The following is an 18,902-nucleotide window of genomic DNA, read 5'->3' as shown; positions in this document are numbered from 1 at the left end:
TCAATTTTCAGCTTGTTCCGGATTGTTAAAGAGCAATATCTCAAACATGACGGTTACGTCAGTTTTGAGATATTTCGTGGAGACACCTTTCACCTGTCACCAAGCAAGTGGCGTCCCCTAGGGGATTCGAACCCCTGTTGCCGCCGTGAAAGGGCGGAGTCCTAACCGCTAGACGAAGGGGACACGATGTGTCACGACTTCGCAGCCGTCTTGCTCATTACTTTCTATCAGACAATCTGTGTGAGCACTACGCGGGAAGGTATCTTCAGGTAAGGAGGTGATCCAACCGCAGGTTCCCCTACGGTTACCTTGTTACGACTTCACCCCAGTCATGAATCACAAAGTGGTAAGCGCCCTCCCGAAGGTTAAGCTACCTACTTCTTTTGCAACCCACTCCCATGGTGTGACGGGCGGTGTGTACAAGGCCCGGGAACGTATTCACCGTAGCATTCTGATCTACGATTACTAGCGATTCCGACTTCACGGAGTCGAGTTGCAGACTCCGATCCGGACTACGACGCACTTTATGAGGTCCGCTTGCTCTCGCGAGGTCGCTTCTCTTTGTATGCGCCATTGTAGCACGTGTGTAGCCCTACTCGTAAGGGCCATGATGACTTGACGTCATCCCCACCTTCCTCCAGTTTATCACTGGCAGTCTCCTTTGAGTTCCCGGCATAACCCGCTGGCAACAAAGGATAAGGGTTGCGCTCGTTGCGGGACTTAACCCAACATTTCACAACACGAGCTGACGACAGCCATGCAGCACCTGTCTCAGAGTTCCCGAAGGCACCAAAGCATCTCTGCTAAGTTCTCTGGATGTCAAGAGTAGGTAAGGTTCTTCGCGTTGCATCGAATTAAACCACATGCTCCACCGCTTGTGCGGGCCCCCGTCAATTCATTTGAGTTTTAACCTTGCGGCCGTACTCCCCAGGCGGTCGACTTAACGCGTTAGCTCCGGAAGCCACTCCTCAAGGGAACAACCTCCAAGTCGACATCGTTTACGGCGTGGACTACCAGGGTATCTAATCCTGTTTGCTCCCCACGCTTTCGCACCTGAGCGTCAGTCTTTGTCCAGGGGGCCGCCTTCGCCACCGGTATTCCTCCAGATCTCTACGCATTTCACCGCTACACCTGGAATTCTACCCCCCTCTACAAGACTCTAGCCTGCCAGTTTCGAATGCAGTTCCCAGGTTAAGCCCGGGGATTTCACATCCGACTTGACAGACCGCCTGCGTGCGCTTTACGCCCAGTAATTCCGATTAACGCTTGCACCCTCCGTATTACCGCGGCTGCTGGCACGGAGTTAGCCGGTGCTTCTTCTGCGGGTAACGTCAATCGGTAAGGTTATTAACCTTACCGCCTTCCTCCCCGCTGAAAGTACTTTACAACCCGAAGGCCTTCTTCATACACGCGGCATGGCTGCATCAGGCTTGCGCCCATTGTGCAATATTCCCCACTGCTGCCTCCCGTAGGAGTCTGGACCGTGTCTCAGTTCCAGTGTGGCTGGTCATCCTCTCAGACCAGCTAGGGATCGTCGCCTAGGTGAGCCATTACCCCACCTACTAGCTAATCCCATCTGGGCACATCCGATGGTGTGAGGCCCGAAGGTCCCCCACTTTGGTCTTGCGACGTTATGCGGTATTAGCTACCGTTTCCAGTAGTTATCCCCCTCCATCGGGCAGTTTCCCAGACATTACTCACCCGTCCGCCACTCGTCACCCAAGGAGCAAGCTCCTCTGTGCTACCGTTCGACTTGCATGTGTTAGGCCTGCCGCCAGCGTTCAATCTGAGCCATGATCAAACTCTTCAATTTAAGTTTGATTTGCTTAAACAAGTTAAGCGATGCTCATCTGTAAAACGTCATAATGAATTTCATTATGTGTTCACTCGTGAGACTTGATATTTTTTTGCGTCCGGAGACGCTGATATCAATCCTGCGAGTGCCCACACAGATTGTCTGATAAATTGTTAAAGAGCGTTGCGAGCAGCGGGTTAACCGCCTGTCGCGAGGTGGCGTATATTACGCTTTCCTCCTTCGGAGTCAAACACTTTTTTCAGCGTTTTCATCCGGCGGGGTGAATTTCTTCACTCCCTGCTGAGCCGTCTGCGTTGCCGCTTTGCCGTCTCAGTGGTGGCGCATTATAGGGAGTTATTCGGAGCTGACAAGTGCAAATTTCAAGTTTTTTACCGTTCGCTTGAAATTTGCGCAAAAGGCCCGTTTTTAGGCCTTTTTGATGCGTGCAGGTAGCTCTGCCAGGCTATTAATCACCCAATCGGCCGCCGCTTCACCTTCTGCCGTTACCGGCTTGCCGCTTCTCACTAATACTTTTGTGCCTACGCCTGCCGCTAACGCCGCCTGCATATCTTCTATTTTGTCGCCTACCATATAAGAAGACGCCATATCGATATCCAGATGCTGCTGCGCGGAGAGCAACATACCCGGCTGCGGCTTACGGCAATCACACTGCTGGCGATAAGCTTCTACTGTTGCATCCGGCAAATGCGGACAGAAATAGATACCATCCAGATCAACATCACGATCGGCCAGCGACCAATCCATCCATTCGGTGAGCTGCATAAACTGGTCTTCAGTGAACATGCCACGCGCAATACCCGACTGATTGGTCACCAGCACCAACGCATAGCCCATCTTCTTGAGCGCCTGTAGCGCTTCGATAGTGCCATCAATGAATTCGAAATTATCGATTTCATGAACATAACCATGATCGACATTTAATGTGCCATCACGATCCAGAAAAATAGCGGGGACTTTGTTCGCCACGTAGAAACTCCTGCTGAAAATGTGTCGCTAAGTATCGCATGATTGCGTATAGCGAGAGAATGGCAGATTGAATGACTCCGATTGATTTAGCCGTCTGGATGCCTTAACATCCATACAAATTTCGCCCAGCCCTGCTGAGTGAATCCCGATACACCACGGACAATGCTACACGATAATAAATAAACCAATGATTAAATTAGAAAATATCACCAAAGTGTTCCAGCAAGGTTCACGCACCATTCAGGCGCTGTCAAATGTCAGCCTGCACGTGCCTGCTGGACAGATTTATGGCGTCATCGGTTCATCCGGTGCCGGTAAAAGTACATTGATTCGCTGCGTCAATCTGCTGGAGCGCCCAACGTCTGGACGCGTGCTGGTTGATGGTCAGGAATTAACGACTCTCTCATCTGGTCAATTGACGTTAGCACGCCGCCAGATTGGCATGATTTTCCAGCACTTTAATCTGATGAACTCGCGCACCGTGTCCGGTAACGTGGCGCTGCCATTGGAGTTAGGTAATCTTTCACGCGAACAAATAAAGAAGCGCGTTAGCGAATTGCTGGATCTGGTGGGGTTATCCGACAAGCACGATAGCTGGCCAGCTAATCTGTCTGGCGGACAAAAGCAACGTGTCGCGATTGCCCGCGCACTGGCGAGCAATCCTAAAGTGCTGCTGTGTGATGAAGCCACCAGCGCACTGGATCCTGCTACCACGCGTTCCATTCTGGCGCTGCTGAAAGACATTAACCGTCGTCTCGGTATTACTATTCTGTTGATCACCCACGAAATGGATGTGGTGAAACGCATCTGCGATCAGGTTGCGGTAATCAGCAATGGTGAGTTAATCGAGAAAGATAGCGTCAGCGAAGTGTTCTCGCATCCCAAAACGCCGCTGGCGCAGCAATTTATTCAATCTACATTGCATCTGGATATTCCTGACGACTACCAGCAACGCATGACGCCACAGGCCGCAGCTGACAGCGTGCCGCTGCTGCGTCTGGAGTTCACCGGCAAATCGGTCGATGCTCCCCTACTGTCTGAAGCGGCGCGTCGCTTTAACGTGAATAACAACATTATTAGTGCGCAGATGGATTACGCCGGTGGCGTGAAATTCGGCATCATGCTGGCCGAAATGGATGGCAGTGAAACAGAGACACAAGCCGCAATTGCCTGGCTGAAAGAAAATCATGTGAAAGTAGAGGTGTTGGGTTATGTCTGAAGCGATGATGTGGTTATTGACGCGTGGCGTCTGGGAAACGCTGATGATGACCTTTGTCTCCGGTTTCTTTGGTTTTGTGCTCGGTCTTCCGGTCGGCGTACTGCTGTATGTCACGCGTCCCGGCCAGATTCTGGCCAACAATGCGCTTTATCGCGTGCTGTCCGCACTGGTGAATATCTTCCGTTCGATTCCGTTTATTATCCTGCTGGTGTGGATGATTCCATTCACCCGTGCCATTGTCGGAACCTCAATTGGTCTGCAAGCCGCCATCGTGCCGCTGACCGTGGGCGCTGCGCCGTTTATTGCACGTATGGTGGAAAACGCCCTGCTGGAGCTGCCAACCGGATTGATCGAAGCGTCACGCGCCATGGGCGCCACGCCGCTGCAAATCGTGCGTAAAGTCCTGCTGCCGGAAGCGCTGCCAGGTCTGGTGAATGCCGCTACAATTACCCTGATTACGCTGGTCGGCTACTCCGCGATGGGCGGAGCCGTTGGTGCTGGCGGTTTGGGCCAGATTGGTTACCAATATGGCTACATCGGTTATAACGCCACTGTTATGAATACCGTGCTGGTTCTGCTGGTTGTGCTGGTCTATTTAATCCAATTCTGTGGTGACCGCATCGTGCGTGCTGTGTCCCATAAATAAGCAAGCAACATCAATAGTCCTCTATTAAGGAAAGGATATGTCTTTTACATTTAAAAAGATTGCCGCTGTGGGTGCTCTGATTGGCGCAATTGCGTTGGCAGGATGCGATCAGAAAGAAAAAGATCCAAACCACATTAAAGTGGGTGTCATTGTCGGTGCTGAGCAGCAGGTTGCTGAAACTGCAGTTAAAGTAGCGAAAGAGAAATATGGCCTCGATGTTGAGCTGGTGACTTTTAACGATTATGTGCTGCCAAATGAAGCGCTGAGCAAAGGCGATATTGATGTAAACGCCTTCCAGCATAAGCCATATCTGGATCAGCAGATCAAAGATCGTGGTTACAAACTGGCCATCGTAGCGAATACTTTCGTTTACCCAATCGCAGGCTACTCGAAGAAAATCAAATCACTGGACGAACTGCAGAACGGTTCACAGGTTGCTATCCCGAACGATCCTACTAACCTGGGCCGTTCCCTGTTGCTGCTGCAGAAAGTGGGCCTGATCAAATTGAAAGATGGTGTTGGTCTGCTGCCAACCTCGCTGGATATCACCGAGAACCCAAAAAATCTGAAGATTGTTGAGCTGGAAGCACCACAGTTGCCACGTTCACTTGACGATCAGCAGATCGCACTGGCGGTAATCAACACCACTTACGCCAGCCAGATTGGCCTGACGCCAGCAAAAGATGGCATCTTCGTGGAAGACAAAAATTCACCTTATGTGAACCTGCTGGTGAGCCGTGAAGACAACAAAGACGCTGAGAACGTGAAGAAATTTGTGCAGGCCTATCAGTCAGACGAAGTGGCTGAAGCGGCCAACAAAATCTTTAACGGCGGCGCAGTAAAAGGCTGGTAATTTTCACCTTTAATGCCTTGTAGGGCGGCTTCGGCCGCCCTTTCTTTTGCCATAAATTGCACCTGACTTGTTATTTATTGTCGTCCTTGTTTCAATAACGCCACTTTTTATTACTTGAGGATGTTGCCATGCGTTTTTTACCGCTCTGCTTGTTGGCATTGATGCTAACCGGGTGTGTGCGTGAATATCACCCGATAAGCAGTGCTCCTTCTCGTCCGCAACAGGCATCCAGCGAACCACAACGCAAACCGGCACCACGTCCGGCTCCGGTGAAGATCTACACCGATGCAACCGATCTGGTCAGCAACCCGTTCCGCGATTTGGGCGAAGTATCCGCTGAAGATTGCCAAAGCAGTAGCCAGGATTCACCTCCTAACATCAACACCGCGCGCAAACGCCTGCAGATCAAAGCCGCTGGCATGAAAGCCAACGCCGTCCTGCTGCATAAGTGCGAAATTGTGACCAGCACGCCAGGATGTTATCGCCAGGCCATTTGCCAGGGCTCCGCACTGAAAGTCTCGAATCAATGAGTGAGTTTGCCTTCGCGCAAATCGGCGTGATTCGTTCGCCGTGGAAAGAGAAGTTTGCCGTCCCGCGCCAGCCCGGTCTGGTGCAGGACGGCGGCGGCGAACTGCATCTGCTGCCGCCTTACAATCAGCCGGAAGCGGTGCGCGGGCTCAAAGACTTTAGTCATTTATGGGTGCTGTTTGTGTTCCATCAAACCCTGGAAGGTGGCTGGCGTCCGACAGTACGTCCACCGCGCCTCGGCGGAAATGCACGGATGGGCGTGTTTGCCACCCGTTCAACCTTCCGCCCTAATCCTATCGGCATGTCGCTGGTTGAGTTAAAAGGCATTCGCTACGAGAAGCAGCAGGTGATCTTGCAGCTCGGCAGCCTCGATTTAGTCGATGGCACGCCTGTGGTGGATATCAAACCCTATTTGCCGTTTGCCGAAGCGCTACCTGAAGCGCGCGCCGGTTTTGCTCAGACGGCACCCGACGCCACTATGCCTGTACGCTTTTCGCCGCTGGCGCAGAGCCAGCTTCAGCAGCAGCTAAAAACCTATCCGCAGCTGGCGCGTTTCATTAGCGAGGTACTGGCGCAGGATCCGCGTCCGGCTTACCGTAAAGGTGAGACCGAAGATCGAGAATATGCTGCCTGGCTACTCGACTTTAATGTGCGCTGGCGCATTGATGAGGCGGGAACCGAGGTGATCGCCCTCGATCCACGCTAAAACTCGCTTTTGAGTGCTTGATCTCGCTGGTACACTAGCCGCCAGAAAAAATTTGTCAGTTTCCTTCCGTATAACTGGAATCGTAATCAATGCGTACTACTCAATATCTGCTCTCCACTCTGAAGGAGACACCTTCCGATGCAGAAGTGATCAGCCACCAGCTGATGCTGCGTGCCGGCATGATCCGCAAACTGGCTTCGGGTCTCTATACCTGGTTACCAACCGGTATTCGCGTACTGCGAAAAGTTGAAAACATCGTGCGTGAAGAGATGAACAATGCTGGCGCGATTGAGATCTCCATGCCGGTGGTTCAGCCTGCCGATTTGTGGGAAGAGAGTGGCCGTTGGGAGCAGTACGGCCCGGAACTGCTGCGCATTAAAGATCGTCACGAACGTCCTTTCGTGCTGGGTCCAACTCACGAAGAAGTGGTCACCGATCTGATCCGCAACGAGCTGAGCTCTTATAAGCAGCTGCCGCTGAATCTGTATCAGATCCAGACCAAATTCCGCGACGAAGTACGCCCGCGTTTTGGCGTGATGCGTTCACGTGAATTCATCATGAAAGATGCTTATTCGTTCCACACCACGCAGGAATCGCTGCAGGAAACCTACGACGCGATGTACCGCGCCTACAGCCAGAGCTTCAGCCGTATGGGCCTGGATTTCCGCGCCGTGCAGGCTGACACCGGTTCTATCGGCGGCAGCGCATCACATGAATTCCAGGTGCTGGCGCTGAGCGGTGAAGATGATGTGATCTTCTCTAGCGAATCGGATTATGCGGCCAACATTGAGAAAGCCGAAGCGTTAGCCCCAGCCGGTGAGCGTCCGCAGGCAACAGAAGCCATGACGCAATTCGATACGCCAAACGCGAAAACAATCGCCGAACTGGTTGAGCAACATCAGCTGCCGATTGAGAAAACCGTCAAGACGCTGTTCGTCAAAGCCACCGAAGAGAGCGGCCACACGCTGGTTGCCCTGCTGCTGCGCGGCGATCATCAGCTGAACGAAATCAAAGCCGAAAAGCTGGATATCGTGGCTGAACCGCTGGAGATGGCAAGTGAAGAAGAGATCCGTGCGCTACTGGGTGCTGGTCCAGGCTCTCTCGGCCCGGTCGGTTTAACCCTGCCCGTGATCGCCGATCGTACCGTGGCGAAAACCAGCGACTTCTGCGCCGGCGCGAACATTGATGGCAAGCATTTGAGCGGCATCAACTGGGGACGCGATCTGCCAGAGCCACGAGTGGAAGATATCCGTAACGTGGTAGAAGGCGATCCAAGCCCAGACGGCAAAGGCACGCTGTTGATTAAGCGCGGTATCGAAGTGGGTCACATCTTCCAGCTCGGTACCAAGTACTCTGAAGCGATGAAAGCGGCGGTACAGGGCGAAGATGGCCGTAACCAGGTGATGACCATGGGTTGCTACGGTATCGGTATCACGCGTGTGGTGGCGGCGGCGATTGAGCAGAACAACGACGAGCGCGGCATCATCTGGCCAGCAGCGTTAGCCCCGTTTGAAGTGGCGATTTTGCCTATGAACATGCACAAATCTTTCCGTGTGCAGGAATTAGCAGAAGAGCTGTACAACACGCTGCGTGCCAAAGGCATCGACGTAATTCTGGATGACCGTAAAGAGCGTCCAGGCGTGATGTTTGCCGATATGGAGCTAATTGGCGTGCCGCACACCATCGTGATTGGCGATCGTAATCTCGATAACCAGGAAATTGAGTACAAGGCGCGTACCGCCAGCGAGAAGCAGATGATTAAGCAACATGACATCGTCGACTTCCTGGCAAAAGCCCTGAACAAGTAACGCAAAAACGCCTCCCGCTGGAGGCGTTTTTTATTGCACCTTTCCGCGCATCGCTTTCACGTTACTGCGGCGGGTTTTACCTTCCAGCCGCCTCACTTTAGAACCGTGCGTGGGTTTGGTCGCGCGCCGGACCTTTTCCACCGTGGTTAACTCCTGAATCAGATTAATCAACCGCTGCACGGCCGCTTCACGATTCATATCCTGGCTACGATGTTCCTGTGCTTTGATGATCACCATACCTTCCGCGGTGATCAAATGGTGGCTCGCCGCCAGCAGTCGCTCTTTGTAAAACGGCGGCAGCGACGATGCATTGATATCAAACCGCAGGTGAATAGCCGTGGAGGTTTTATTCACATGCTGTCCGCCCGCACCTTGCGCACGGATGGCACTGAGCTCCACTTCATTATCTGCAATTGAAACGGACCGAGACAGCATAATCATCTGTCACCTACCGTTTGGCTCGACGTTGTGTCGCGTAATAACATGTTCATCAACTTAACCTTTTGTGCGCACGCTGAGTGCATGAGACCAGCGCGAATTGTCACTTTTGCCCATTTCCTTGCATCATTCCCGTGACGACCGGGCTGATTTCCATGAAATTCCTGTGATATAGTCGCCTATCATCCAGAGTATCAACTCTGCTGAGGAGGTGTATGTGCAAAAGTATTGTGAGTTAGTTCGCCAGAAGTATGCCGAAATTGGTAGCGGCGACCTTGGGTATGTGCCAGACGCCATAGGTTGTGCGTTGAAGGCTCTCAACGATATTGCCGCTGATTCTGCGCTAAACTCTTCTGTCAGGGAACAAGCAGCGTATGCCGCTGCAAACTTATTGGTGAGCGACTATGTTGACGAATGAAGCCTACAAACCCATCAACTGCGATGATTACGACAACCTCGAACTCGCCTGCCAAAAAAACTGGACGCTGTCGCTGGCGTTAAAAAACGGCGATCAGCTCAAGGCGAAAGCCGTGGACATGGTCTCACGTAAAAACGTCGAGTACCTTGCCGTCGATCTCTCAGGCGAGACCCGCGAAGTGCGGCTCGACCACATCGCCAGCTTCACACATCCGGAGCTGGGCACCGTCGTCGTTAGCGAAGAGTAAAACCTCTCTCGGGCGGGAATCCCATCCCGCCCACCTCGCTTAAGGCTTTAACGAACTGTAATACGCCGATAAATCTGCCATATCCTGATCGCTCAATCCCGCTACAAAGGCTTTCATCACTTCCGCCTGGCCGCCGCTACGCTCGCCTTTCTTGTAGGCTTGCAGCGAATGCAGCAGATAAGGCGCATGTTGACCGGCCAGATTGGGGTAGAGCGGCACCGCGCTTTTGCCCTCCGCACCGTGACACGCCATGCAGCTTGCCGCTTTTTGCGCGCCAGCATTCACATCGCCATCGGCAAACGCCGGTAGCGCCGCAGCGAATAACGTCGCTGCCATCCAAAGTTTCATCATTGCTCTCCATTTTATTGTTGTGGCAACCAGATCGCCTGCCAGCCTTGCTCATTGCTGGCCGCACCTTCGCGGGTAATAAACAACCCTGGTGCGCTTATTAACGTCTGATTGAAGTAAATCAACGGGATACGTTCGCGCAGCCAGGGCGCAATGCCCAACTCTTGCCACAGCTTTTTCATCTCGCGGCCACCGGCGCGCCCCAGCAGGTGATAATAGCCTTGCGCCTGGAAGCGGATAGTGATCGCTTCATCCAGTGCAGGCTGACGCAGTTCAGCAACCTGCTTATTCGCCTGAAGCGAGCCTAAACCTGCCGGTAAAACGAGCGGCTGAGTGCGGTCCTGCCAGGTTAGCGAGTGCTGACTTAGGGATGGTTGTGGTGTTAACCAGTAGAGTTGTTGCCGATAGCGACGCAGCTCAAATGCGCCGAAGCACAAACACGGTTTGGCATCTTCACGGCTGTTGATGACTTCATCGGTAATGCGTTTCAGCGCCTCGCGCGAAGGCATCGCACCGCCCTGTTGAGCAATCCAGCGGCGCAACAACGCATGCCGCCTCGCTTCGCTCATGTTGAGCAACGGTGGAAAATGCAGTGCGCCCTGCGCATCGCTAAGCTGTGCCAGCTGCTCCGCCAGCAGCTCGTCGAGCAATTGCTCCTGCTCACCGCAGAGTGCGGCACTGCGCGCGCTGGCGGCGCTGAAGTGCGGCCAGCGCGCCTGCAGCAGCGGTAAAACCTGCTGGCGCAGGAAGTTGCGGTCATAGCGGCTATCGGCGTTGCTTTCATCTTCAATCCAGCGCAGCTGATGCTCGGCAGCATAGTCTTCCAGCTGTTGACGGCTTACGTCGAGTAACGGGCGCCAATGCAGGTGATCGCCAACGCAACGCTGCTGTGGCATCGCAGCCAAACCCGCCGGTCCGCTGCCGCGTTTTAATGCTAGCAGCAGCGTTTCAGCCTGATCGTCGAGGTGCTGGGCGGTAAGTAAGTGCTCACCGGGTTGCAGCTGCTGAAATAGCGCCTGATAGCGCGCCTCGCGTGCAGCTGCCTCTATGCCGCTATCGCGGCCATCAACCTGTACCTGCATCACCTCACAGGGAATCTGCCACTGCTGGCAAATCTCCTGACAATGCATCGCCCAGCTATCAGCATTGGGGCTCAAACCATGATGGACGTGTAACGCACGCACGCGCAGCTTTGGCTGCTGACGTTGCCAGCAGACTAATTGATGCAGCAGCACGGTGGAATCGAGTCCGCCGCTGAACGCCAGCACATAGCCAGCGTCGGGTGTCAGCAGCGAAGCAAGATGAGATAAAGACATAAACGCGTTCCGTCCGAGCAAGCCACCGAATTGCGGCTCGCAGCGGACGCTAGTTTACGCCTGATACAGCTCCAGCGGCAAACCGTCCGGATCGGGGAAGAAGGTGCAGGCTTTGCCGGTTAACGCATCAATACGAATCGGCTCACATGTGACGCCCTTCTCTGCCAGCGCCGAAATCGACTGTTCAACATCCTCTACGCAAAACGCCAGATGACGAAGACCGCAGGCTTCCGGCCCACTGACGCGTGGCGGTGGCGAAGGGAAAGAGAACAGCTCGATGGTGTAAACCCCGTTCAGACCAAGGTCACCTTTCCACGAGTCACGCTCGGCACGGTAATATTCACCCAACAATTCAAAGCCCAGCACATCACAGTAAAACGCCTTACTGCGCTGATAATCGGTGGCAATAATGGCAATGTGGTGGATCTGTTTTATCTGCAGCATAGCGGCTCCGGTTTTCACATAAGCCGCTTACCCTACGTGGCAAATACGGCGTTGGAAAGAGGTGATTATCCGACTTCTTCACGTAGCACGCGCACCAGATAGCGGCCATCGTCGGTGAGCGTCGCACCATGAATGTCGGTTTCGAAGCCAGGATAGTGTCGACCAATAGTGCAGAGCATCAGCAGAAAATCGAGCACTGAACGGCTCTCTTCCGTGATCATCTCACCCGGCATTACCACTGGCACGCCTGGTGGATACGGCAGAATCATGTTGGCCGAAATACGCCCCACCAGCTCGCGGATATCAACCGTTTCCACCTGCCCTTTTACCTGGCGCTGGAATGCCTGATGCGGCGTCATCTTCATCTCGGGTAGCACGTCGAATGCTTTCAACATCAAGCGCGGCAGATCGTGTTGCAGGATCAGTTGATGAATGCCCTGCGCCAGCGTCTGAATGCGCATGTTGCGGTAAAAATCAGGATCTTCGGCATACAGATCCGGCAGCATATTTTTTACCCGCAAATTGAGATCGTAAGCACGCTTAAATTCCGTCAGCCCACGCAACACGCTCATGGCTTTGGTTTTATCGATGCCAATGCTGAACAGGAACAGCAGATTGTACGGCCCGGTTTTCTCAACCACGATGCCGCGCTGATCGAGGAACTTGGCCACCAATGCGGCAGGAATGCCCTCTTCTGCCATCTTGCCCAATTCGCTCATGCCTGGCGTCAGGATGGTGACTTTGATCGGATCGAGGTACATGTGATCGCGATCGGCATTGGTGAAACCGTGCCAATCCTCTTCGCCCGGCTGGATCGGCCAGCATTCAGCTTGATCAACCTGCTCCGGCTGCCAGATATCAAAGAACCAGCCGTCGCACTCTTCACGCAAGCGCTGAATCTCACGGCGAAAATGCAGCGCCCGTTCGACCGAGCGGTTAATGAGTCGTTTGCCCGGATTGCCACGCAACATTGCCGCCGCAGTTTCAATCGACGAGACAATCGCGTAGCTCGGCGAGGTGGTGGTGTGCATCATGTAGGCTTCGTTGAAGGTGTGCTCGTCGTAATCGCCTTTGATGTGAATCAGCGAAGCCTGTGAGAACGCGGCCAGCAGTTTATGCGTCGATTGCGTTTCATAAATCACTTTGCCAGGAATACGATCGCCACTCATGCCGCTTTTACCGGCATAGATTGGATGGAAATTGGTATAGGGCACCCACGCGGAATCAAAGTGGATCGATGGCACATCCAGCGTCTGTTTGATGAACTGCGTGTTATACAGCAGGCCATCGTAGGTTGAATTGGTGATGACCGCATGCACTGGCCAACTGGCGCGCGGCGTGGCGTTGACCTTCTGCTGGATGCTATCGCGCGTAAACTCGCGCTGCGGAATGCCGCCGAGAATCCCCAGCGCATTGCGCGTCGGTTTGAGCCAGATTGGGATGATGTCGCTCATCATCAGTAAATGGGTCAGCGATTTATGGCAGTTGCGGTCAATCAGCACCGTGCTGCCCGCTGGAGCCGCATACATGCCGACGATTTTGTTCGAGGTTGAGGTGCCGTTGGTCACCATGTAGCTTTGTTCGGCACCAAAGGTGCGCGCCACGTACTCTTCCGCTTCCAGATGCGGGCCGGTGTGATCGAGCAACGATCCCAATTCCGTTACCGAGATCGAAACATCGGCTTTTAAGGTATTTGAACCGAAGAAGTCATAGAACAAGCTGCCCACCGGGCTTTTCTGAAAGGCGCTACCGCCCATGTGGCCTGGCGTACAGAACGTGTATTTTCCCTCTTTCACATAGGTGAATAATGCTTTGGTCAGCGGCGGCGTGATGTTGTCGATGTACTCATCGGTGTACTGACGAATATGCAGCGCGATGTCATCGGCAGCGCTTAAGGCATATTCAAAGAAGTGCAGCGCCATGCGCATCTCATTGATGCTGACATCCATTTGCGAATGAGTGTTGATGAAGGCATACAACGGCAGATATTCATTGAGCTGATTGATGTCGCTACACAGCGCCAGACTGTAATCGTCCCAGTCAAAAATCACGCCGCAGATGCGCGGATTGTGTTCAATCAACTTCAGCAGGTCGCTGGCATTATTGGGGTAAACGGTTTGGAAGCCTTGTTGCTTAAGGGCAGCATCCAGTTCGCGAATAGGCTCATCTTTGTAGAAAGCGCCGTGCGGTCCCATGATCGCAATAATATTCAATGCTCACCTCCTGTGGTGTTGTGGCACTGAATAAGGATAGCGAAAAGCGGACAAGGATGGACCTGGAATGCTCTGCTGTTGAGTTGTTAAAAAACAGCGCGATAAATCGCGTAATGCTTGTCAGTCAAGAGATGAAAAACCCAACTACCTGGCGCACACCTTGTAGCGGCGCAATTTATTGCGCGATAAATCGCGCCGCTACAATGTATGCAGATCCAACGTTAAAGCCATGATAAAGCCAGAGGGGACAGAAAAGACCCGCCCGAAGAGCAAAGCGTCCGAGCCAGGATGGCGAGGCCGATCTGCATGGATGCAGGTATTCTTTGCGATCGGGCGGGTTTTTTTGGACCTTGCACTGAAGTCACAGCTATATCGTCAAACCAGGTAGCCATGTATGGCTACCCTGCAGGCATAAAAAAAGCGGACCGAGGTCCGCTTCTTGCTATAGCCTAATGTCTCAAGCGTAGCCGTAGTTCATCAGGCGCTGATAGCGACGGTTGAGCAACTCTTCGGTGCTTAACACATCGAGATCGGCCAGATCCGCTAACAGTTGCTGCTTCAGGCTGGCAGCGATATCCAGTGGATGACGATGCGCGCCACCCAGCGGTTCAGGAATGATGGAATCGATAAGCTTCAGCTCTTTCAGACGCTCAGCCGTGATACCCATCGCTTCCGCAGCCAGCGGTGCTTTGTCGGCGCTTTTCCACAGGATCGATGCGCAACCTTCCGGTGAAATCACCGAATAGGTGCTGTACTGCAGCATGTTCACTTTGTCGCCCACGCCAATTGCCAGCGCACCACCGGATCCGCCTTCGCCGATTACGGTACAGATCACCGGAATTTTCAGGCCAGACATTTCACGCAGGTTGCGCGCGATCGCTTCAGATTGACCGCGCTCTTCTGCACCGACGCCCGGATATGCACCCGGCGTGTCAATGAAAGTGATCAGCGGCATCTTAAAGCGTTCAGCCATTTCCATCAGGCGCAGCGCTTTGCGATAGCCTTCCGGTGCCGGCATACCAAAGTTACGACGGATTTTCTCTTTGGTTTCGCGACCTTTCTGATGACCAATGATCATCACTGGACGACCGTCGAGACGGGCAATACCGCCAACAATCGCTTTATCATCGGCATAAGCACGATCGCCAGCCAGTTCGTCGAACTCATCAAACGCGTTGCGAATATAGTCCAGTGTATAAGGACGCAGTGGATGACGCGCGAGTTGCGCCACTTGCCATGCGCCTAAATCGGAGAAGATTTTACGGGTCAGCTCGACGCTTTTTTCACGCAGACGCTGCACTTCTTCATCCAAATTAATATCGTGTTTCTCATCCGAACGGCCAATCGATTTTAACGAGTCGATTTTCGCTTCAAGCTCTGCGATTGGCTGTTCAAAATCCAGGTAATTAAGACTCATAATGTTCCTGTTTTAGTCAAACTCCAGTTCCACCTGCTCCGATCCTACTAACGACCGCAAATCGTTGAGTAAACGATCGCTGGGCGAAATTCGCCACGCTGCACCAAAGCGTAGCTTCGCCCGCGCATCGGCTCTCTGATAGTAGAGATGCACCGGAATGGTCCCGGAGCGATGAGGCTCCAGAGACTGGCGGAGACGGTTTAAAAGCTGGTCATCAATTTGCCTGTCCGTCAGCGAGATAGCAAGTCCGCGCGCGTATTTTTCCCGCGCTTCGTCGATGTCCATCACTTCTCGAGCGGTCATTTTAAGGCCACCGCTAAAGTCATCAAAGCTGACCTGTCCACTGACGATCAGGATACGGTCCTTCTCCAGCAACTGCTGGTATTTATCTAACGCATCGGTAAATAACATCACTTCAAGACGACCTGAACGATCGTCAATCGTACAAATACCAATTCGGTTACCGCGTTTAGTGACCATTACGCGGGCGGCAATCACCAGCCCCGCGGCGACGGTTACTTTACCACGATCTGTCGGATGCATGTCTTTCAGCCGCATGCCGCCGACATAACGTTCAATTTCTTTCAGATACTGATTAATGGGATGGCCGGTGAGATACAGACCCAGCGTCTCACGTTCGCCATCCAGTTGAATTTGTTCCGGCCACGGCGTGATGCTGGCGTAGGATTTCTCAACCTGCTCCGGCTCTTCCGCCAGCACGCCGAACATATCGGCCTGACCGATGGCTTCGGCTTTGGCGTGCTGATCGGCCGCTTTTAATGCATCGCCGAGCGCACTCATTAAGGCCGCACGATGCGGGCCGAGACGATCGAACGCGCCCGACATGATCAATTTTTCCATCACGCGGCGGTTGATCTTTTTGGTGTCAGTACGCGCGCAGAGATCAAACAGCTCTTTGAAGTAACCGCCTTCGTTACGCGCATCAATGATCGCTTCGATCGGACCTTCGCCCACGCCTTTGATCGCGCCAATGCCGTAAACGATCTCGCCTTCGTCATTGACGTGGAACGGATACAAACCTGAGTTGATGTCCGGTGGTAGCACTTTAAGGCCCATACGCCAGCACTCATCAACCAGGCCAACCACTTTCTCGGTGTTATCCATATCGGCGGTCATTACCGCCGCCATGAACTCTGCCGGATAGTGCGCTTTCAGCCACAGCGTTTGATAAGAAACCAGTGCGTAAGCTGCGGAGTGCGACTTGTTAAAGCCATAACCGGCGAACTTCTCCACCAGATCGAAGATTTTCATCGACAGTTCGCCGTCGACGCCCATCTTCTCCGCGCCGTCCTGGAACACCGAACGCTGCTTCGCCATCTCTTCGGGTTTCTTTTTACCCATCGCACGGCGCAACATGTCCGCGCCACCCAAGGTGTAGCCGGACAGCACCTGGGCGATCTGCATCACCTGTTCCTGATACAGAATGATGCCGTAGGTCGGCTCCAGCACCGGCTTCAGGGTTTCGTGCTGCCACTGAATATCCGGATAAGAAATCTCTTCGCGGCCGTGCTTACGGTCGATAAAGTTATCTACCATGCCCGATTGCAGCGGTCCCGGACGGAACAGCGCCACCAGTGCGATCATATCTTCGAAGCAGTCCGGCTTCAGGCGTTTGATCAGATCCTTCATGCCACGCGATTCAAGCTGGAACACCGCGGTAGTTTCCGAGCGCTGCAGCATGTCGAAGCTTTTCTTGTCATCCAGCGGGATGGCGGCGATATCAATCGGTGGCAACCCCTGCTTTTCACGGCGCGGGTTAATCATCTTCAACGCCCAGTCGATGATGGTGAGCGTACGCAGGCCGAGGAAGTCAAACTTCACCAGCCCGGCATATTCCACGTCATTCTTATCAAACTGGGTAACCGGGAATTGCCCGTTTTCATCGCAGTACAGCGGCGCAAAATCGGTGATTTTGGTCGGCGAGATCACCACACCACCGGCGTGTTTACCGGCGTTACGCGTCACACCTTCCAGTTTACGCGCCATGTCGATCAGCGCTTTCACCTCTTCATCTGCCTCGTAGATCTCCGGCAGCTGCGGTTCAGCCAGGAAAGCTTTTTCCAGCGTCATGCCCGGATCTGGCGGAATCAGTTTGGAGATACGATCAACAAAACCGTACGGATGGCCAAGTACACGCCCTACGTCGCGAATTACCGCTTTCGCCGCCATGGTACCGAAAGTAATGATCTGCGATACCGCATCACGACCATACATATCGGCCACGTGATCGATCACCTGATCGCGCTTCTCCATGCAAAAGTCGACGTCAAAATCGGGCATCGAGACACGTTCCGGGTTCAGGAAACGTTCGAATAGCAGGTCAAACGCCAGCGGATCGATATCGGTAATTTTCAGCGCATACGCCACCAAAGAACCGGCGCCCGAGCCACGGCCGGGTCCCACTGGGATCCCGTTGTCTTTAGACCACTGGATAAACTCCATCACGATCAGGAAGTAGCCAGGGAAACCCATCTGGTTGATAACGGTAAGTTCGATCTCCAGACGTTCATCGTATGCCACGCGTTTTTCTGCGCGCACCGCAGGATCCGGGAAGAGGAATTGCATACGCTCTTCCAGACCTTCACGCGACTTCGCCACGAGGAAGTCTTCGGTACTCATGTCACCGGTTGGGAACTGCGGCAGGAAGTATTCGCCGAGGCGTACCGTTACGTTACAGCGCTTAGCAATCTCTACGCTATTTTCCAGCGCTTCCGGGATGTCCGAGAACAGCTCGCACATCTCCTCTTCACTGCGCATATATTGCTGAGGACTGTAATTACGTGGACGCTTTGGATCGTCCAGCGTATAGCCGTCATGAATCGCGACGCGAATTTCATGCGCATCAAAATCTTCTTCATTCAGGAAGCACACTTCGTTAGTGGCAACGACGGGAATCCCTTCGGCAATTGCCAGCTCGACCGCGGCATGCAGATAAGCTTCTTCATCTGCGCGACCGGTGCGCATTAATTCAAGGTAATAGCGATTCGGGAAGTGTTCCTGATAAAAGCTCAAACACTGCGCCACCATGGCGCTATTCCCGCGCAGCAGGCTACGTCCCACATCACCGCGACGTCCGCCCGAGAGCAGAATCAGGCCTTCACCCAATTCCAGCAGCCAGTCACGATCGATGATCGGGCCCGCAATGCCGTAACCGCGCTGATACGCACGCGAAATCAGCAAAGTCAGGTTTTGATAACCGGTGTTATTGGCCGCCAGCAGAGTCAGCTGCGTCAGCTCATCGCCCATCAGTTCACTGGCAACCTGGAAGTCCGCACCGACAATCGGTTTAACCCCCGCGCCGTGCGCACTACCGTAAAAACGCACCAGCCCGCACAGGTTGATGTAGTCGGTAATGGCGATCGCCGGCATGCCAAGCGCAGCCGCCTTCTTGATCAAAGGTCCGGTTTTCGCCAGACCATCAACCATGGAGTAGTCACTGTGGACGCGCAGATGTATAAAACGAGGTTCAGCCATATCAGTTTCCGGTTAAAACAGCGT

At 53.5% G+C, this 18,902-nt stretch carries 16 protein-coding genes, 1 tRNA gene and 1 rRNA gene; 8 read left to right on the top strand and 10 right to left on the bottom strand.

Translation table 11 applies throughout. From position 1 onward, the window contains the following. Nucleotides 1-108 precede the first annotated feature (108 nt). From ACRQ84_RS19020 to gmhB, 3 genes are all read right to left on the bottom strand, one after another. Nucleotides 109-183: transfer RNA gene (locus ACRQ84_RS19020), tRNA-Glu, on the bottom strand. Between the two features lie 87 nt (nt 184-270). Next, nucleotides 271-1,813, bottom strand: a 16S ribosomal RNA gene (locus tag ACRQ84_RS19015). Nucleotides 1,814-2,221: 408 nt separating this feature from the next. Further along, the gene (gene gmhB / locus ACRQ84_RS19010; RefSeq protein WP_258144638.1) at nt 2,222-2,782 is read right to left on the bottom strand and encodes a D-glycero-beta-D-manno-heptose 1,7-bisphosphate 7-phosphatase; all 561 of its coding nucleotides are present in this window, start codon (nt 2,780-2,782) and stop codon (nt 2,222-2,224) included. Nucleotides 2,783-2,969: 187 nt separating this feature from the next. Here gmhB and metN point away from each other — a divergent pair, with 187 nt between their 5' ends. The 6 genes from metN to proS all read left to right on the top strand — a co-directional run bounded on the left by metN (nt 2,970) and on the right by proS (nt 8,542). Next, nucleotides 2,970-4,001 (top strand): methionine ABC transporter ATP-binding protein MetN, encoded by a 1,032-nt coding sequence (metN, locus tag ACRQ84_RS19005; RefSeq protein WP_064737492.1) that lies wholly within the window; start codon nt 2,970-2,972, stop codon nt 3,999-4,001. Beyond that, complete coding sequence (locus tag ACRQ84_RS19000; protein WP_008108449.1) at nt 3,994-4,647, top strand: methionine ABC transporter permease MetI; 654 nt, start codon at nt 3,994-3,996, stop codon at nt 4,645-4,647. Before metN ends, ACRQ84_RS19000 begins: the two co-directional genes overlap by 8 nt. 37 nt (nt 4,648-4,684) lie before the next feature. Continuing rightward, nucleotides 4,685-5,500, top strand: coding sequence for a MetQ/NlpA family lipoprotein (locus ACRQ84_RS18995; protein ID WP_064737494.1), 816 nt, complete (start codon nt 4,685-4,687; stop codon nt 5,498-5,500). Between the two features lie 128 nt (nt 5,501-5,628). Next, complete coding sequence (gene rcsF / locus ACRQ84_RS18990; RefSeq protein WP_483816848.1) at nt 5,629-6,030, top strand: Rcs stress response system protein RcsF; 402 nt, start codon at nt 5,629-5,631, stop codon at nt 6,028-6,030. Further along, complete coding sequence (tsaA, locus tag ACRQ84_RS18985; protein WP_483816847.1) at nt 6,027-6,734, top strand: tRNA (N6-threonylcarbamoyladenosine(37)-N6)-methyltransferase TrmO; 708 nt, start codon at nt 6,027-6,029, stop codon at nt 6,732-6,734. Before rcsF ends, tsaA begins: the two co-directional genes overlap by 4 nt. Before the next feature lie 89 nt (nt 6,735-6,823). Continuing rightward, nucleotides 6,824-8,542 (top strand): proline--tRNA ligase, encoded by a 1,719-nt coding sequence (gene proS, locus ACRQ84_RS18980; protein WP_064737497.1) that lies wholly within the window; start codon nt 6,824-6,826, stop codon nt 8,540-8,542. A 30-nt stretch (nt 8,543-8,572) separates the two neighbouring features. Here proS and arfB read toward each other — a convergent pair whose 3' ends face one another. Beyond that, nucleotides 8,573-8,983 carry an alternative ribosome rescue aminoacyl-tRNA hydrolase ArfB gene (gene arfB, locus ACRQ84_RS18975; protein WP_064737498.1) on the bottom strand — a complete coding sequence of 137 codons (411 nt, stop codon included), beginning with the start codon at nt 8,981-8,983 and terminating at the stop codon, nt 8,573-8,575. Between the two features lie 214 nt (nt 8,984-9,197). Between arfB and ACRQ84_RS18970 the strand changes: the two genes are divergently transcribed. Both ACRQ84_RS18970 and rof read left to right on the top strand, forming a co-directional pair. Then, nucleotides 9,198-9,398, top strand: coding sequence for a YaeP family protein (locus ACRQ84_RS18970; protein ID WP_483816846.1), 201 nt, complete (start codon nt 9,198-9,200; stop codon nt 9,396-9,398). After that, the gene (gene rof, locus ACRQ84_RS18965) at nt 9,385-9,645 is read left to right on the top strand and encodes a Rho-binding antiterminator (protein WP_064737499.1); all 261 of its coding nucleotides are present in this window, start codon (nt 9,385-9,387) and stop codon (nt 9,643-9,645) included. Before ACRQ84_RS18970 ends, rof begins: the two co-directional genes overlap by 14 nt. A gap of 39 nt (nt 9,646-9,684) precedes the next feature. On the opposite strand, the gene ACRQ84_RS18960 is transcribed toward rof, so the two are convergent. The 6 genes from ACRQ84_RS18960 to dnaE form a co-directional block, all read right to left on the bottom strand. After that, nucleotides 9,685-9,993, bottom strand: coding sequence for a c-type cytochrome (locus tag ACRQ84_RS18960; protein WP_064737500.1), 309 nt, complete (start codon nt 9,991-9,993; stop codon nt 9,685-9,687). Nucleotides 9,994-10,007: 14 nt separating this feature from the next. Next, nucleotides 10,008-11,309, bottom strand: a complete 1,302-nt coding sequence (gene tilS, locus ACRQ84_RS18955; RefSeq protein WP_483816845.1) for a tRNA lysidine(34) synthetase TilS — start codon at nt 11,307-11,309, stop codon at nt 10,008-10,010. A 54-nt stretch (nt 11,310-11,363) separates the two neighbouring features. Further along, entirely contained in the window at nt 11,364-11,753 is a 390-nt protein-coding gene (locus tag ACRQ84_RS18950) for a VOC family protein (RefSeq protein ID WP_064737502.1), read from the bottom strand. A gap of 65 nt (nt 11,754-11,818) precedes the next feature. Beyond that, on the bottom strand, nt 11,819-13,966 hold the full coding sequence (locus ACRQ84_RS18945; RefSeq protein ID WP_483816844.1) for a lysine decarboxylase LdcC: 2,148 nt from the start codon (nt 13,964-13,966) through the stop codon (nt 11,819-11,821). A gap of 457 nt (nt 13,967-14,423) precedes the next feature. Further along, nucleotides 14,424-15,383, bottom strand: a complete 960-nt coding sequence (gene accA / locus ACRQ84_RS18940) for an acetyl-CoA carboxylase carboxyl transferase subunit alpha (protein WP_064737504.1) — start codon at nt 15,381-15,383, stop codon at nt 14,424-14,426. A 12-nt stretch (nt 15,384-15,395) separates the two neighbouring features. Continuing rightward, nucleotides 15,396-18,878 (bottom strand): DNA polymerase III subunit alpha, encoded by a 3,483-nt coding sequence (gene dnaE, locus ACRQ84_RS18935; protein WP_064737505.1) that lies wholly within the window; start codon nt 18,876-18,878, stop codon nt 15,396-15,398. Between the last annotated feature and the right edge of the window lie 24 nt (nt 18,879-18,902).

The sequence above is a fragment of the Pantoea sp. E2023-21 genome (assembly GCF_051302795.1).
GTDB lineage: Bacteria > Pseudomonadota > Gammaproteobacteria > Enterobacterales > Enterobacteriaceae > Pantoea > Pantoea ludwigii_A.
This window is presented reverse-complemented; position numbering and strand designations above follow the sequence as displayed.

What these genes read in the sequence shown, in the direction of transcription:
- metN (WP_064737492.1), top strand. Translation starts at nt 2,970, where the DNA reads ATGATTAAATTAGAAAATATCACCAAAGTGTTCCAGCAAGGTTCACGC.
- ACRQ84_RS19000 (WP_008108449.1), top strand. Translation starts at nt 3,994, where the DNA reads ATGTCTGAAGCGATGATGTGGTTATTGACGCGTGGCGTCTGGGAAACG.
- ACRQ84_RS18995 (WP_064737494.1), top strand. Translation starts at nt 4,685, where the DNA reads ATGTCTTTTACATTTAAAAAGATTGCCGCTGTGGGTGCTCTGATTGGC.
- rcsF (WP_483816848.1), top strand. Translation starts at nt 5,629, where the DNA reads ATGCGTTTTTTACCGCTCTGCTTGTTGGCATTGATGCTAACCGGGTGT.
- tsaA (WP_483816847.1), top strand. Translation starts at nt 6,027, where the DNA reads ATGAGTGAGTTTGCCTTCGCGCAAATCGGCGTGATTCGTTCGCCGTGG.
- proS (WP_064737497.1), top strand. Translation starts at nt 6,824, where the DNA reads ATGCGTACTACTCAATATCTGCTCTCCACTCTGAAGGAGACACCTTCC.
- arfB (WP_064737498.1), bottom strand. Translation starts at nt 8,983, where the DNA reads ATGATTATGCTGTCTCGGTCCGTTTCAATTGCAGATAATGAAGTGGAG.
- rof (WP_064737499.1), top strand. Translation starts at nt 9,385, where the DNA reads ATGTTGACGAATGAAGCCTACAAACCCATCAACTGCGATGATTACGAC.
- ACRQ84_RS18960 (WP_064737500.1), bottom strand. Translation starts at nt 9,993, where the DNA reads ATGAAACTTTGGATGGCAGCGACGTTATTCGCTGCGGCGCTACCGGCG.
- tilS (WP_483816845.1), bottom strand. Translation starts at nt 11,309, where the DNA reads ATGTCTTTATCTCATCTTGCTTCGCTGCTGACACCCGACGCTGGCTAT.
- ACRQ84_RS18950 (WP_064737502.1), bottom strand. Translation starts at nt 11,753, where the DNA reads ATGCTGCAGATAAAACAGATCCACCACATTGCCATTATTGCCACCGAT.
- accA (WP_064737504.1), bottom strand. Translation starts at nt 15,383, where the DNA reads ATGAGTCTTAATTACCTGGATTTTGAACAGCCAATCGCAGAGCTTGAA.
- dnaE (WP_064737505.1), bottom strand. Translation starts at nt 18,878, where the DNA reads ATGGCTGAACCTCGTTTTATACATCTGCGCGTCCACAGTGACTACTCC.